Source organism: Vibrio sp. 10N.261.46.A3, assembly GCF_041472995.1.
In the GTDB taxonomy this organism is placed as follows: domain Bacteria; phylum Pseudomonadota; class Gammaproteobacteria; order Enterobacterales; family Vibrionaceae; genus Vibrio; species Vibrio coralliirubri.
Map to the genome: position 1 here is coordinate 20,707 of NZ_JBFRRH010000054.1, position 14,253 is coordinate 34,959.

General features: G+C 44.1%; 13 protein-coding genes. 8 read left to right on the plus strand and 5 right to left on the minus strand.

The genetic code is table 11. From position 1 onward, the window contains the following. Positions 1 to 42: 42 nt before the first annotated feature. The gene (pgm, locus tag AB4484_RS13370) at positions 43 to 1,689 is read right to left on the minus strand and encodes a phosphoglucomutase (alpha-D-glucose-1,6-bisphosphate-dependent) (RefSeq protein ID WP_372078646.1); all 1,647 of its coding nucleotides are present in this window, start codon (positions 1,687 to 1,689) and stop codon (positions 43 to 45) included. A gap of 91 nt (positions 1,690 to 1,780) precedes the next feature. After that, complete coding sequence (gene seqA / locus AB4484_RS13375) at positions 1,781 to 2,320, minus strand: replication initiation negative regulator SeqA (RefSeq protein WP_019820493.1); 540 nt, start codon at positions 2,318 to 2,320, stop codon at positions 1,781 to 1,783. A 93-nt stretch (positions 2,321 to 2,413) separates the two neighbouring features. Between seqA and AB4484_RS13380 the strand changes: the two genes are divergently transcribed. The 3 genes from AB4484_RS13380 to fldA all read left to right on the plus strand — a co-directional run bounded on the left by AB4484_RS13380 (position 2,414) and on the right by fldA (position 4,094). Further along, positions 2,414 to 3,175 carry an alpha/beta fold hydrolase gene (locus AB4484_RS13380; protein WP_372078684.1) on the plus strand — a complete coding sequence of 254 codons (762 nt, stop codon included), beginning with the start codon at positions 2,414 to 2,416 and terminating at the stop codon, positions 3,173 to 3,175. A gap of 108 nt (positions 3,176 to 3,283) precedes the next feature. Beyond that, positions 3,284 to 3,502: a DUF2788 domain-containing protein gene (locus tag AB4484_RS13385; protein WP_004737900.1), complete on the plus strand. Its 219-nt coding sequence runs from the start codon at positions 3,284 to 3,286 to the stop codon at positions 3,500 to 3,502. 58 nt (positions 3,503 to 3,560) lie between these two features. After that, complete coding sequence (fldA, locus tag AB4484_RS13390) at positions 3,561 to 4,094, plus strand: flavodoxin FldA (protein WP_372078648.1); 534 nt, start codon at positions 3,561 to 3,563, stop codon at positions 4,092 to 4,094. Between the two features lie 96 nt (positions 4,095 to 4,190). On the opposite strand, the gene AB4484_RS13395 is transcribed toward fldA, so the two are convergent. After that, positions 4,191 to 4,697, minus strand: coding sequence for a DUF4442 domain-containing protein (locus AB4484_RS13395; protein WP_372078650.1), 507 nt, complete (start codon positions 4,695 to 4,697; stop codon positions 4,191 to 4,193). A 207-nt stretch (positions 4,698 to 4,904) separates the two neighbouring features. Here AB4484_RS13395 and fcrX point away from each other — a divergent pair, with 207 nt between their 5' ends. Both fcrX and AB4484_RS13405 read left to right on the plus strand, forming a co-directional pair. Beyond that, the gene (gene fcrX / locus AB4484_RS13400; RefSeq protein ID WP_048606469.1) at positions 4,905 to 5,354 is read left to right on the plus strand and encodes a ferric iron uptake transcriptional regulator FcrX; all 450 of its coding nucleotides are present in this window, start codon (positions 4,905 to 4,907) and stop codon (positions 5,352 to 5,354) included. Between the two features lie 54 nt (positions 5,355 to 5,408). Then, positions 5,409 to 6,026 (plus strand): prepilin-type N-terminal cleavage/methylation domain-containing protein, encoded by a 618-nt coding sequence (locus tag AB4484_RS13405; protein ID WP_372078652.1) that lies wholly within the window; start codon positions 5,409 to 5,411, stop codon positions 6,024 to 6,026. Between the two features lie 132 nt (positions 6,027 to 6,158). On the opposite strand, the gene glnS is transcribed toward AB4484_RS13405, so the two are convergent. Beyond that, a complete protein-coding gene (gene glnS, locus AB4484_RS13410; protein ID WP_017063407.1) occupies positions 6,159 to 7,826 on the minus strand; it encodes a glutamine--tRNA ligase in 1,668 nt (555 codons plus the stop codon). Between the two features lie 302 nt (positions 7,827 to 8,128). Continuing rightward, complete coding sequence (nagE, locus tag AB4484_RS13415; protein ID WP_048606474.1) at positions 8,129 to 9,688, minus strand: N-acetylglucosamine-specific PTS transporter subunit IIBC; 1,560 nt, start codon at positions 9,686 to 9,688, stop codon at positions 8,129 to 8,131. A 475-nt stretch (positions 9,689 to 10,163) separates the two neighbouring features. Here nagE and nagA point away from each other — a divergent pair, with 475 nt between their 5' ends. From nagA to AB4484_RS13430, 3 genes are all read left to right on the plus strand, one after another. Beyond that, the gene (gene nagA, locus AB4484_RS13420) at positions 10,164 to 11,300 is read left to right on the plus strand and encodes an N-acetylglucosamine-6-phosphate deacetylase (RefSeq protein WP_048617843.1); all 1,137 of its coding nucleotides are present in this window, start codon (positions 10,164 to 10,166) and stop codon (positions 11,298 to 11,300) included. A 2-nt stretch (positions 11,301 to 11,302) separates the two neighbouring features. Continuing rightward, positions 11,303 to 12,517, plus strand: a complete 1,215-nt coding sequence (locus tag AB4484_RS13425; RefSeq protein WP_017062194.1) for an ROK family protein — start codon at positions 11,303 to 11,305, stop codon at positions 12,515 to 12,517. An 84-nt stretch (positions 12,518 to 12,601) separates the two neighbouring features. Next, a complete protein-coding gene (locus AB4484_RS13430; protein ID WP_019820253.1) occupies positions 12,602 to 14,188 on the plus strand; it encodes a cation:proton antiporter family protein in 1,587 nt (528 codons plus the stop codon). The last annotated feature ends 65 nt before the right edge of the window (positions 14,189 to 14,253 follow it).

Sequence of the window (14,253 nt, forward strand, 5' to 3'; positions counted from 1 at the left end):
CCTTCTTCTATTTACGTAGCAACTCTAGTAATCGAGATTCGATTATAGGCCAGCGGCTGCAAATACTTGGTTAACAATCTCTTGAGCTTCTGCTTCGATTGCTTTCAGGTGCTCTTCACCCTTAAAGCTTTCACAGTAGATCTTGTAGATGTCTTCAGTGCCTGATGGACGAGCAGCAAACCAGCCGTTCTCAGTTGTCACTTTCAAGCCACCAATCGCAGCACCGTTACCTGGAGCGTGTGTTAAGCGTGCAGTAATTGCATCACCAGCCAGCGTCTCAGCAGAAACCATCTCTGGAGATAGTTTCTTCAGTACGTCTTTTTGTGCGCCATTTGCTACCGCTTGAATACGGTTGTACTTAGATTCACCGTGTTTAGCGGCAAGCTCTTCGTAGTATTCTTGTGGGTTCTTACCCGTCACAGCAGTGATCTCAGCCGCAAGTAGGCAAAGAATCAGGCCATCTTTATCTGTTGACCAAGGCGTACCGTCTTTACGTAGGAAAGAAGCACCTGCACTCTCTTCACCACCAAAACCAAACTGGCCGTTGTATAGACCATCAACGAACCACTTGAAACCAACTGGCACTTCGCAAAGCTCACGACCTAAGTCAGCAACTACGCGATCGATTAATGCACTTGATACCAGTGTCTTACCAACAGCAACGTCTTTACCCCAACCTTCACGGTTACGGTATAGGTAATCAATACAAACCGCTAAGAAGTGGTTTGGATTCATCAAGCCCTTAGGTGTAACGATACCGTGGCGATCGTAATCTGGGTCGTTACCAAACGCTAGAGCGTACTCGTCTTTAAGCGCCAGTAAGCCTGCCATTGCGTATGGAGAAGAACAGTCCATACGAACCACGCCATCTTTATCTAGAGACATGAATTGGAATGAAGGGTCAACCGCTTCACTTACCAGAGTAAGATCTAGATTGTACGCTTTGCCAATTTGACGCCAGTAATCAATACCACTGCCACCCAGTGGATCAACACCAATCTTTATGTTTGCTTTCTGGATCGCTTCCATATCCACGACGTTAACCAAATCAGCGACGTATGGCGCCACTAGGTCAACTTCTTTTACTAGCTCAGACTGTTTAGCCTGTGCGATAGGCGTACGCTTAACACCTTGCATTCGCTCAGCAATGATCACGTTCGCACGGTCTTCAATCGCTTGAGTCAGTTCAGCTTCAGCCGGGCCACCGTGTGTCGGGTTGTATTTAATACCGCCGTCTTGAGGTGGGTTATGCGAAGGCGTGATAACGATGCCGTCGGCTTTTTTGTCATTCACTAGGTTGTGCGTGAGAATCGCGTGCGAGATACCCGGTGTTGGAGTAAAGCCATTGTTTTCTTGAATAATAACTTCAACACCGTTCGCTACAAGCACTTCGATAACCGTAGAAAACGCAGGTTCAGATAGAGCGTGAGTATCTTTACCTAAGAAAAGAGGGCCAGTTGTACCTTGCTCGGCACGAACTTCAGCAACCGCTTGTGCAATTGCTAGAATGTGGTTTTCGTTAAATGTTGATTTGTCTGCTGTACCGCGGTGACCGGAAGTACCGAAAAGTACTTTATGATCTGGGTTCGTAGCATCCGGTTGCTGTAAGAAATAGTTAGCAACTAAAGCCGGGATATTATGAAGATCTTCCTGCTGAGCTTTCTGCCCAGCACGAGGGTGCATAGCCATTTTCGACATCCTTATATATAAAATTTAAAAACAAAAAAACCTCATAATATCTTCTTATCCATGGATATTATGAGGTTTAAATCAGATTTCGTTAAATTGAACCTGTTACTTTTTCTATCAATTCTGCTTGGAAACTCATGCGGCTCATAAGCTGCTCAACCATCTGTCTTTTTCGGCTTGTATTGTTATTAGTAATAACCCAAAAAGGACTTTGTGGAATAGCTTTAGGCTTAGTCGTGTTGCCGTTTGCTAGCAACGTCGCTTCGTTATCTGCAAAGTAAACGCGCTTACGGCCTTTTACTTGAGTTGCTTCTGAAAAGCTTAAAGGGTCGATTTTATGCAGTGTTGATAACACAAGCATGAAACGATCAATGGCTTTCTTTAGTGATGCAAACTCATCTGATATTAGTAGTGAGCGCATTTCTTTAACGCCATCGAACTTCTCTGGAGTAAAGCCTACCTCTTTGCTAACAACGATACCTTTTGGCTCAACGATCTCTTCGATCGGAGCCATGCCTTGGCTATCAACCTGTAACAAGCGGCGCAGAATATCTGAAGCGCTTTCGCCAATACGTTCTGTCTGACCCGCAATAAAACGGTATAGGTCCTCATCAACCTCAATTGTTTTCATTCGCTTTTCACAATCTCAATGTTTAAACTCTGGGGGATTATAGCGAGATCCGCGCGGATACTCTACGTCAAACCCACCATGAATAAGATAAAAATGTCAGTACAGCTCAACTATAAAATTGAAGGTGAGGGTCACACCATTGTTTTGATCCATGGATTATTCGGTAATCTGGACAACCTTGGCTTGCTCGCTAGGGATCTAAAAGCCGATCATCAGGTACTTAGTATCGATCTACGCAACCACGGTCAATCCTTCCATAGTGACACTCATAACTATCAAGCGATGGCACAAGACGTGGCTCAACTGCTGCATGATCTTAAGTTAGAAGACGTCACTGTGATTGGTCACTCGATGGGTGGCAAAGTAGCGATGGCACTGACACAGCATCTTGCACTGCATAAATTGATTGTCTTGGATATGGCGCCAGTCGCGTACACTCAAAGTCGCCACGACAATGTATTCGCAGGCCTGCGAGCCGTGATAGAAGAAAAACCGACTTCACGCTCAGACGCACTCAAGGTTCTCGCAAAACATATCGAGATCGATGGCGTTCGCCAGTTTTTAACCAAATCTTTGTTCAAAACAGAGCAAGGCATCATGGAATGGCGCTTCAATGTTGCTTCGTTATTGAGCAACTACCCACACATTATTGGTTGGGAACCGATCGAGAAAACCTCGGTCAAAACCTTACTCATAAAAGGTGGGGATTCTGATTACCTCACCGCAGAACATCAAGCAGCCGTTCAGCAGCAATTTTCTAACGCCAAAGCGCATGTCATTGCCAACACGGGTCACTGGCTGCATGCTGAAAAACCAGCAGAAGTACTTAGAGCAATTAGAAAATTCATCGCTTAACTGCGCTTTTTCGTGCAGATAAATGAGAGCTGTGTAATTACTGCAGATTAACTTTATCTCACAACAGTGATATAGTGCGCCCAAGCAAAATTGGTATATAAGGTTCCCATGCTTTACGACTACATGAACATCATCGAATCTGTTGGTTTAGATCTCCTGTTTGCCGCGATTTTCTTTTTAATCGGTATGGCAATTAAGGACGTTCTCAAACAGGGAAATGTTCCTCCATTTGGTCGTCGCATCGTATGGTTAGTACTTTTCCTTGGCTGTGCGGGTTTTATCGCCAAAGGGATAATCCAACTAAGCTGGGAAGGAACTGGGATCTAACGATTCTCTTCCGAACTTTATTACACCGACAACAGACAAAATGAAAGGTAATGATTCTATGGCAAGTGTAGGTCTCTTCTTTGGTAGCGATACAGGTAACACTGAAGCTGTTGCTAAGATGATTCAAAAGCAATTGAGCAAACAGCTCGTTCACGTTCAAGACATTGCAAAAAGCAGCAAAGAAGATATCGATAACTTCGATCTACTGCTGCTTGGTATCCCTACGTGGTACTACGGCGAAGCACAATGTGATTGGGATGACTTTTTCCCAGAGCTAGAAGCTATTGATTTCTCAACTAAGCTTGTTGCTATCTTTGGTTGTGGCGACCAAGAAGATTACGCAGAATACTTCTGTGATGCTATGGGTACTATCCGTGACATCGTTGAAGCGAAAGGCGGTACTATCCTAGGTCACACATCAACTGAAGGCTACGAATTCGAAGCATCGAAAGGTTTAGTTGAAGGCAATGACAGCCAATTCGTTGGTCTATGTATCGATGAAGACCGTCAACCTGAGCTAACTGATGAGCGCGTATCTAACTGGGTTAAACAAATCCACGAAGAGATGTGCCTAGCAGAGCTAGAAGACTAATTCTCTAGTGGTTGTTAATTGTTACAATTAATAACCATTATGTAGATATGAAAAAACCTCCTTATAGGAGGTTTTTTGCTATTTAAAATCTATTAATTAGCACTCAGCTTCTAATGCTTCATCGTCATCTCTAAATTGCGGCTTCTTCCTTACATAGAGGGTGCGTTGAATTTCTGAAACCACATTACCCTGCTTATCTTTCACGTGAATAATAAATTCGGGGAAACACTTTTCACCAAGTTGCGTCTGACGATAGATATCGTCAAGCTGCCCTTGGCTTATCTCAAAATCTGCATACAAGTCCGATTGCCCCGGCTTGATGAAGTTAATGCTCGCTTCTTTATCCCAAACATAATATCGCTCACCTAAAATTCCCATTAACATCAATGAGTAAACGGGATCAGTAAGAGAAAAGATACTGCCGCCATATTGAGTACGATTGGCGTTCTTATTCCACCAGCGTAGCTTAAGTACTGTCTTAACAACCCTAAAGTCACCGCTAATGTGGGCTATTCGAATACCCGCTCCCCAAAAGGGAGGCCAAATATTAAGAGCAAATTTTACAATGTTGGGTTTATATATTTTTGCGAGTTGCTTATTCATAACAACATTCCATGTTCATATCAGAAACACCGTCACCTTGACTGGTCGTACCTCCACTATAAGTGAGATACTTCCAATTTACAAAACAGATTGTGATGTCAGTAAGTAACCCTTTGAAGTTCGTGGTTTATTGTTATGCCTGACTAAACTATAATGGTATTAATATTGAATTCTGTTAATTGCTGCAGATCATCAACAGGAAAGTATATGTCAGACAATAATCAAGCGCTAAAAGATGCAGGTCTTAAAGTGACCCTTCCACGGCTCAAAATTTTAGAAGTATTACAACAGCCAGACTGCCAACATATTAGTGCTGAAGATTTATATAAGAAGCTGATCGACCTAGGTGAAGAAATCGGTCTTGCAACCGTTTATCGAGTACTTAACCAATTCGATGACGCTGGCATTGTAACTCGTCACCACTTCGAAGGCGGCAAGTCTGTATTTGAACTTTCTACACAGCACCACCACGACCACCTTGTATGTTTAGATTGTGGCGAAGTGATCGAATTCTCTGATGACATCATCGAAGAAAGACAGAAAGAGATTGCTCAGCGTTACAACGTGCAACTAACAAACCACAGTTTGTACTTGTACGGCAAAAGCATTAGCGGAGATTGCAAAGGCAATCCAGACGCGCATAAAGCGAAGAAGTAATACAGAACGCTGGCTTAGGCCGGCGTTTTTTATATAGGGCTCCATAAAGTATCCATGAAAAGAATCCCGCTAGTTAAGGCTTTTACTTTAATTGAGATGTTGGTTGTTGTGGTGATTATCGCCGTACTTGCTGTTGTTGCCCTTCCCCGTTTTCTTAACATTCAAACCGATGGCCGTATCGCTCTGTTTGACGCTGCTCAATCTCAATTTCAAAGTGCGATCACGTTTGCTCACAGTAAATGGCTAGTCAGCGGCGGCGGCAACGCTGAAATGAATGACATGCCAGGTTTTGGGGAAGACGCAGACGGCAATGCTCAATTGGACATAAATGACGTCGGCTACCCACTTGGCGTAGATAAAGGCAACCCTATGGGTCAGCCTTACAACATAGGTCAAGGTGATCAAGGGTGTGTGTCAATATGGAATGCCATAATGACAACCGACCTGACCGCTACCACAGACCCGAGCCAGTCCAACAATTTTGATTTTATTACCCGCCGTCAAAACCATAGCTTTGTTGCCAAAGACGGTACTCCTCAAAACAAACTCGCGCTTTGCTACTACATCTACACTGGAGTCGATTTCGACAGCGATCCTGGAAATGCAGGTTATGTTTTCTGGTACAACTCACGCACGGGTGAAGTAACCCAACAAGACCCCAATAATCCCTAAAGCTCTAGCTCTAGTGCTTAAAACGCTAGTTGGTCACTAGAAGCACCTTAGTAATCAAATTTAAGATACAAAAAAACCGGCTCTAAGCCGGTTTTTTATTGGGTCGTTATTAACAAACTAAATACTCAAGCATTAAGCTTCAGTTTTACCCCAAGTATCACGTAGACCAACCGTACGGTTGAAGACTAGTGCATCTGCTTTAGAGTCTTTCGAATCCACACAGAAGTAACCTGTACGTTCAAACTGGTACGCTTGCTCTGCCACACCTTCTGCTAAGCTAGGTTCAACAAAACCATTTAGCGTAACAAGTGATTCAGGGTTTAGCGTTGCAGCGAAGTCATCAGCAGCGGCTGGGTTTGGCACTGTGAATAGACGATCGTACAAACGAATCTCAGCAGGCAGCGCTTTATCAGCAGATACCCAGTGGATAACGCCTTTCACTTTGCGGCCATCTGCAGGGTTCTTACCCAATGTTTCATTGTCGTAAGAACAGAAGATAGTCGTAATATTGCCTTCTGCATCTTTTTCGATACGTTCAGCTTTGATCACATAAGCGCCACGTAGACGAACTTCTTTACCTAGAACCAAACGCTTGTACTTTTTGTTTGCTTCTTCACGGAAGTCATCACGCTCAATCCAAACTTCACGTGTAAATGGTACTTCACGAGTGCCCATTTCTGGCTTGTTTGGGTGATTTGCAACCGTTAGCGTTTCTACTGTATCTGCTTCGTAGTTTTCGATAACGATCTTAACTGGATCCAGAACAGCCATTGCACGAGGTGCATTTTCGTTCAGATCATCACGGATGCAAGATTCAAGTGAACCGAACTCAATCATGTTCTCTTGTTTAGTCACACCAATACGCTTACAGAATTCACGAATCGAGCTTGAAGTAAAACCACGACGACGTAGGCCAGAAATAGTAGGCATACGTGGGTCATCCCAACCTTGAACTAGGTTTTCAACCACAAGTTGGTTCAACTTACGCTTAGACATCACTGTGTATTCAAGATTCAGGCGGCTAAACTCGTACTGACGAGGTTGGCAGTCAATCGTGATGTTATCTAGAACCCAATCGTACAAACGACGGTTATCTTGGAATTCAAGCGTACAGATAGAGTGCGTAATACCTTCCAGCGCATCAGAGATACAGTGAGTAAAGTCGTACATTGGGTAAATGCACCACTTGTCAGCCGTTTGATGGTGGTGAGCAAAACGAACACGGTAGATAACAGGATCGCGCATAACCATGAACGAAGAGCTCATGTCGATCTTAGCACGTAGACACGCTTTACCTTCTTCGAAGCCACCGTCACGCATTTTTTCAAACAACGCTAGGTTCTCTTCAGGGCTGCGGTCACGGTATGGGCTCGCTTTACCTGGCTCTTTTAGCGTGCCACGGTACTCACGGATTTGATCAGGACTTAGCTCGTCAACATACGCTAAGCCTTTATTAATTAATTCCACAGCATAAGCGTAAAGCGTATCGAAGTAGTTTGATGAGTAACAAATATCACCAGACCATTCGAAGCCTAACCAGCTTACATCATTCTTAATTGACTCAACGTATTCAACGTCTTCTTTTTCAGGGTTTGTATCATCGAAACGAAGATTACATTGTCCCTGGTAGTCCTGAGCAATACCAAAGTTCAAGCAAATAGATTTAGCGTGACCAATGTGCAGGTAGCCATTTGGCTCCGGCGGGAAACGAGTATGCACGCTACTGTGTGTACCATCCGCTAAATCTTTATCAATAATTTGGCGAATGAAATTCGATGGACGAGCCTCAGCTTCACTCATCTATAGCACCTCTATGTATTTAGTATTGTCAGAGAAAGTTATCTTTCGTCCCCAAGAAAACGGTCGCTTATAGCGCCAGTCAAAGATAGAAAGATCATTGTTGCTAATCATCCACAATTCTTAGCCTTTGCACAATAAGAACCGTCCGTTAATTGCGATTATTTCTGCTATTCGATGAAGAATAGAACGAACCGTGTTCGCTGGTCTTAAACTGCAGGCACAAAAAAGCCTCCCATGTGGGAGGCTTTCAATTTGACACTTACTTAAGAGTAACTTTACGTCTTAATTAAGTACTACCCTTACTATGGAAGTTTTACATCAGATAGGTCTTCGCCTGCACCGATAGCTTTCATTTCGCCAGCTACGATTTCAGCTAGTGGGCCTAGGATAACCTGTAGGTTGTTTTCACCTAGTTTAACCACACCTTTAGCACCTAGTTTCTTAAGAACAACTTCATCTGCAACAGAGCGGTCTTTAAGAGTTAGACGTAGACGAGTGATACAAGCGTCGATTGAAGTTAGGTTTTCGTGACCACCTAGAGCTTTCAAGTATTGACGTGCAAGGTCGCCCTTTGGTGCGTCGCCAGCAGGAGCAGCAACAGCTTCGTCATCATCTTCACGACCTGGCGATTTCAAATTGAAAGCGCGGATTGCGAAAGAGAAAGTGAAGAAGTATAGAGCACCGAAGCCAAGACCGATTAGTAGTAGTACGAATGGTTTAGTTGCTAGACCCCAGTTCAATACGAAGTCGATAAGACCAGCAGAGAAACCGAAACCGTGCAGAGTACCAAACATGTTAGCAACTACTAGAGACAGACCTGTAAATACAGCGTGCATTGCGTATAGAGCAGGAGCTAGGAATACGAACATGAATTCTAGCGGCTCTGTGATACCTGTTAGGAATGAACAGAATGCAACTGAGAATAGTGCGCCACCAACTTGGCTACGTTTTTCAGCAGGAGCAGCTAGGTACATTGCAAGTGCAGCACCTGGTAGACCGAACATCATTACTGGGAAGAAACCGTTCATGAATACGCCAGCGCCTTTATCGCCACCGAAGAATCGGTGTAGGTCGCCAGATTTAACAGTTTCAGTCACTTCTTTAACTACAGTAGTGATTTCTGGAGTTACAGAGTTAGCGAATGTGAATGTGTGCTCTTGGCCAACAACTAGAGTTTTAGCAAGTGCTGGGTCAACACAAAGTTGAGTGATGTTAGCGAATGCGCCTTGACCAGCAACGATGATTTCTTGACATGTACCCATACCGAACCAGAAGTATGAGTTCAATACGTGGTGTAGACCTACAGGGATAAGTGCACGGTTAAGAGTACCGTAAACGAATTGGCCGATAGCGCCAGACGTTGATACTGCATGAGCAAGTGCGTCTAGACCAGATTGAACACCAGGCCATACCACACCAGACACAGCACCTGCAACAAGTGCGAATAGACCGGCCATGATAGGTACTAAACGTTTACCCGCGAAGAAAGCCAACCATTCAGGAAGGCGTGTCGCGTGGAAAGCGTTGTAAGAGTGACCTGCGATGATACCTGCGAAGATACCGCCGAAGAATGACATGTTAACGTCTGCGTTAATTGTCGTTGCTGTAGCAGTTAGTACGAAGTAAGCAACTGCACCAGCAAGACCTGCTGCGCCGTTACCGTCTTTAGAAAGACCAATCGCGATACCTAGACCAAAGAGCAATGGTAGGTTACCGAAGATAGCACCACCAGCTTGCGCCATGAATGGAATATCAAGTAGATCGCCTTGACCTAAACGTAAAAGAAGCGCCGCAATCGGAAGCGTTGCGATTGGTAGCATTAACGCCTTACCAAGCTTCTGTGCATATCCTAGAATATTCACCAGTTGTTTCCCCCTATAGGATTTTTTAGAATTCGTTTGAGAAACTTATTTTAGTCGCTCAATTTAGTCCTATTCAGTGTATTCAATTAATTTTGCTCCGCAAATTAAAACCTTACCATTTGTGATCCTAATCACCAGTTTTTACCAAATCCAGAGGTTTTTGCTAGCGAGATCATAAAACTTATTTTATCATTCAAAAAAATGAACATTTATAGATAAAATCCAAATCTAATCATTAGGCAAAAAGATGGTATCTCAGAGCTTATAGTGCTTCGTGAATAATCATTAATGATGAACCTAAATGTATAATAACGATCAATTGTTCATATATTTTTCAAGAACTTAAATCGCTTCCCGTTTTGAAGCCGTTTGCCCATAAAAGATAAATCGTTACGTAAATGATGCTCGCAAACTAAGTCCACATTTAGGTAACGAACGAATTTAAAAGATCTCACGAAATAAGGATTAGCTGACTATGTACGCGCTAAGTAACTGTAAAATTTACACTGGTAGTGATGTTCTAACCGATCATGCTGTTGTAATCGAAAACGAACTGATCAAAAAAGTCTGTCCTATCTCTGAATTGCCAGAAGGAATCGAGGTTCGCGACCTAGACGGAGCAAACCTAAGCCCAGGTTTCATTGACCTACAACTGAATGGTTGTGGCGGTGTAATGCTTAACGATGAGATCACTGCAGAAACCATGCAGATCATGCACAAAGCAAACCTGAAATCTGGCTGTACTAGCTTCCTACCAACGCTTATCACCTCTTCAGACGAAGATATGCGTGCGGTTATTACTGCAGCTCGTGAATACCACAACCAGTACCAAAACCAATCTTTAGGTCTGCACCTTGAAGGCCCTTACCTGAACGTTGCAAAAAAAGGCATCCATAGCGTCGATCACATTCGTAAATCTGACAACGAAATGATTGAGCTTATCTGTGAGAACCGTGACCTTGTTGCAAAAGTAACATTGGCTCCAGAGCTTAACGATCCAGAACACATCGAACGCCTGCACAAAGCTGGCGTTGTCGTTTCTATCGGCCACACCAACGCAACTTACGCAGAAGCGCGTCAAGGTTTCGAATCTGGTATCACGTTCGCCACTCACCTGTTCAACGCAATGACGCCGATGGTGGGTCGTGAGCCTGGCGTTGTTGGCGCGATTTATGATACGCCTGAGGTTTACGCTGGCATTATTGCCGATGGCTTCCACGTTGATTACGCAAACATCAGAATTGCGCATAAAATCAAGGGAGAAAAGTTGGTATTAGTGACGGATGCCACAGCTCCTGCAGGTGCTGACATGGAATACTTTATTTTTGTCGGTAAGAAAGTATATTACCGAGATGGTAAGTGTGTTGATGAAAACGGCACACTGGGCGGCTCAGCTCTGACTATGATTGAAGCAGTTCAGAATACAGTTGAGCACGCTGGTATCGCTTTAGACGAAGCTCTTCGCATGGCTACGCTATACCCAGCTACGGCTATCGGTGTAGAAAGCAAGCTAGGTCGAATCAAAAAAGGCATGGTTGCAAACCTAGCTGTATTTGACCGAGACTTTAACGTTAAAGCGACTGTTGTTAACGGACAATACGAGCACAATTAAGTATGAATGGCGGACAAATAGGTAACGTAGACTTAGTTAAACAACTAAACAGTGCGGCGGTATATCGACTTATAGACCAACAAGGGCCTATCAGTCGTATACAAGTGGCTGATGTAAGCCAACTCGCACCGGCAAGTGTTACAAAAATTACCCGCCAACTTTTAGAGCGCGGCCTAATTAAAGAGGTTGCGCAGCAAGCGTCTACTGGCGGTAGACGCGCTATCTCCCTAACCACAGAAGTAGAGCCTTTCCATTCTGTCGCTGTGCGTTTGGGTCGAGACTACATTCAAATAAGCCTGCATGACCTTGGTGGTCGTGAATTGGCTTTCCAACAGCAAGACCTGAATTATTCAGACCAATCAGACCTTACCCAAGGCTTGGTCAATAACCTCAAGGCTTTCATTGCTGAGCATCAACCAAAGATCGACCAATTGATTGCTATTGGTGTCACGCTTCCAGGTCTAGTTAACCCGACGACCGGTGTTGTTGAGTACATGCCGAATACCGACATCGATAACCTCGCATTAAGCGACATTATTCGTGATACATTCCATGTTGCTTGTTTTGTTGGTAACGATGTTCGTGGAATGGCGCTTGCTGAGCACTACTTCGGTGCAAGTAAAGACAGCCAAGATTCTATTTTGGTCAGTGTTCACCGTGGTACAGGTGCAGGTATTATCGTTAATGGTCAGGTGTTCCTAGGTCATAACCGTAATGTGGGTGAAATTGGTCATATCCAAATTGATCCGCTAGGCGAGCAATGCCAATGTGGTAACTTCGGCTGTCTTGAAACCGTAGCGGCAAACCCAGCTATCGTTGAACGCGTGCAGAAGCTGATTAAACAAGGCTATGAGTCTTCTTTAACAGAGCTTGAGCATATTACGATTCAAGATGTTTGTGACCACGCGATTAATGGTGATGAGCTAGCCAAGCAAAGCTTAGTTCGAGTAGGAAACCAGTTAGGTAAGGCTATCGCGATGACGATTAACTTATTTAACCCTCAAAAAGTGATCATTGCTGGTGATATTACCAAGGCACAAGAGATTGTTTTCCCTGCAATTAAGCGCAATGTAGAGAATCAGTCGTTAACGACTTTCCATAGCGGCTTGCCTATTGTAGCATCACAGATCGATAAACATCCTACGATGGGAGCTTTTGCCATGATTAAGCGCGCTATGCTCAACGGCGTGTTACTGCAGAAGCTTCTCGAAGACTAGAGAAAAACAATTCTGATTTTCCGCGGGCCGTGTTTGTATAAACACGGCCCGTTTTTTTAAGCTAGGGAACTACAACAACAAGTTATGGAACTTATATTAATATCCACTGCGTTTATCGCAGGATTTATTGCTTTAAAGTGTCACCTTCCCCCATTAGTTGGTTTTTTGGTTGCAGGCTTTGGGCTTTTTGCCTTTGGCTTTGAAACCAATGACACCATCATTACTTTAGCTGACCTTGGTGTCACGCTGCTTCTATTTACTATCGGCTTAAAGCTCGATATCAAAACTCTACTCTCTAAAGAGATCTGGGCTGGCGCGACAATCCACAACCTTTTATCCACTCTGTTTTTCGCCGTCGCCCTGTTTGGCTTTAAGTTCTTAGGTATTTCATCGCTAGCTGCCATGTCGGTAGAACAGATCGTTCTGCTCGGTTTTGCTCTTTCATTCTCTAGTACCGTATTTGCGGTTAAGACTCTGCAAGAGAAAGGCGAAATGAATGCGACCTACGGAACGTTAGCGATTGGTATCTTGGTCATGCAGGATATCTTCGCCGTAGTATTCTTAACGGCTTCTACGGGCAAAATACCTGAGTGGTATGCGATTGCTCTGTTTGCCCTACCCTTATTACGCCCACTGTTCTACAAAGTGCTCGATTGGGTTGGTCACGGTGAGATGCTGGTTCTTTCCGGCATATTCTTCGCATTAGTCGTCGGTGCTGGTTTATTCCATTTGGTTGGTGTGAAACCAGACTTGGGTGCTCTTGTTCTAGGTATGTTACTTGCTGGTCACCCAAAAGCCTCAGAATTATCAAAGTCGCTGTTTAACCTTAAAGAACTTTTCCTTGTCTGCTTCTTCTTGAATATTGGTTTGTCAGAGCAACCAACCATTCAAGGCTTTATGCTCGCAATCTTGTTCTTGCTGATGCTGCCAGTGAAAGGCGTTCTCTACTTCTTGGTACTCAACCGCTTCAAGTTCCGTGTTCGAACGTCTCTACTTGCCTCGCTATCACTGTTTAACTATAGCGAGTTTGGCCTCATCGTTGGTGGTCTCGCCTTCAAGATGGGCTGGATGTCAGGCGACATCTTGGTGGCTGTGGCGATTGCTGTTTCACTGTCGTTCTTAATCGCAGCACCTTTAAACCGAGCTGGTCACAAGCTTTATCAGCAGTCAGGTAAATGGCTAAAAGAGCATGCGTCAGAAAAGCTTCACCGACGTGATAAGCGAATTGACCCAGGTCGTGCCCAAGTGCTGATTCTTGGTATGGGACGAATTGGTACTGGTGCTTATGACGAATTACGTTCTCGCTACGGCAAGGTGAGCTTAGGTGTCGAAGTTCGTGAAGAAGCTGCGCACAACCACAGAAGCCATGGCAGAAACGTAATTTCTGGTGACGCAACTGACCCGGATTTCTGGGAACGCATCTTAGATACGGCCAACGTAAAACTGGTGATTTTGGCAATGCCTCACCACCAAGGTAATCAAACCGCTTTAGAACAATTAAAGTCACGTAACTTTAAAGGCCAAATTGCGGCTATTGCTGAATATCCCGATCAACTCGAAACACTGAAAGAGAATGGCGTTGATGCGGCATTTAACATTTACAGCGAGGCTGGTAGTGGTTTTGCTCGCCACGTTTGCGAACAGTTAAATCCAAATATCAATAAAATCTAGTATTAGACGGTGTTCAACTAAACCTCTCAAAATTGCCTATTTTTCGCACTTTTGAGAGGTTTTTG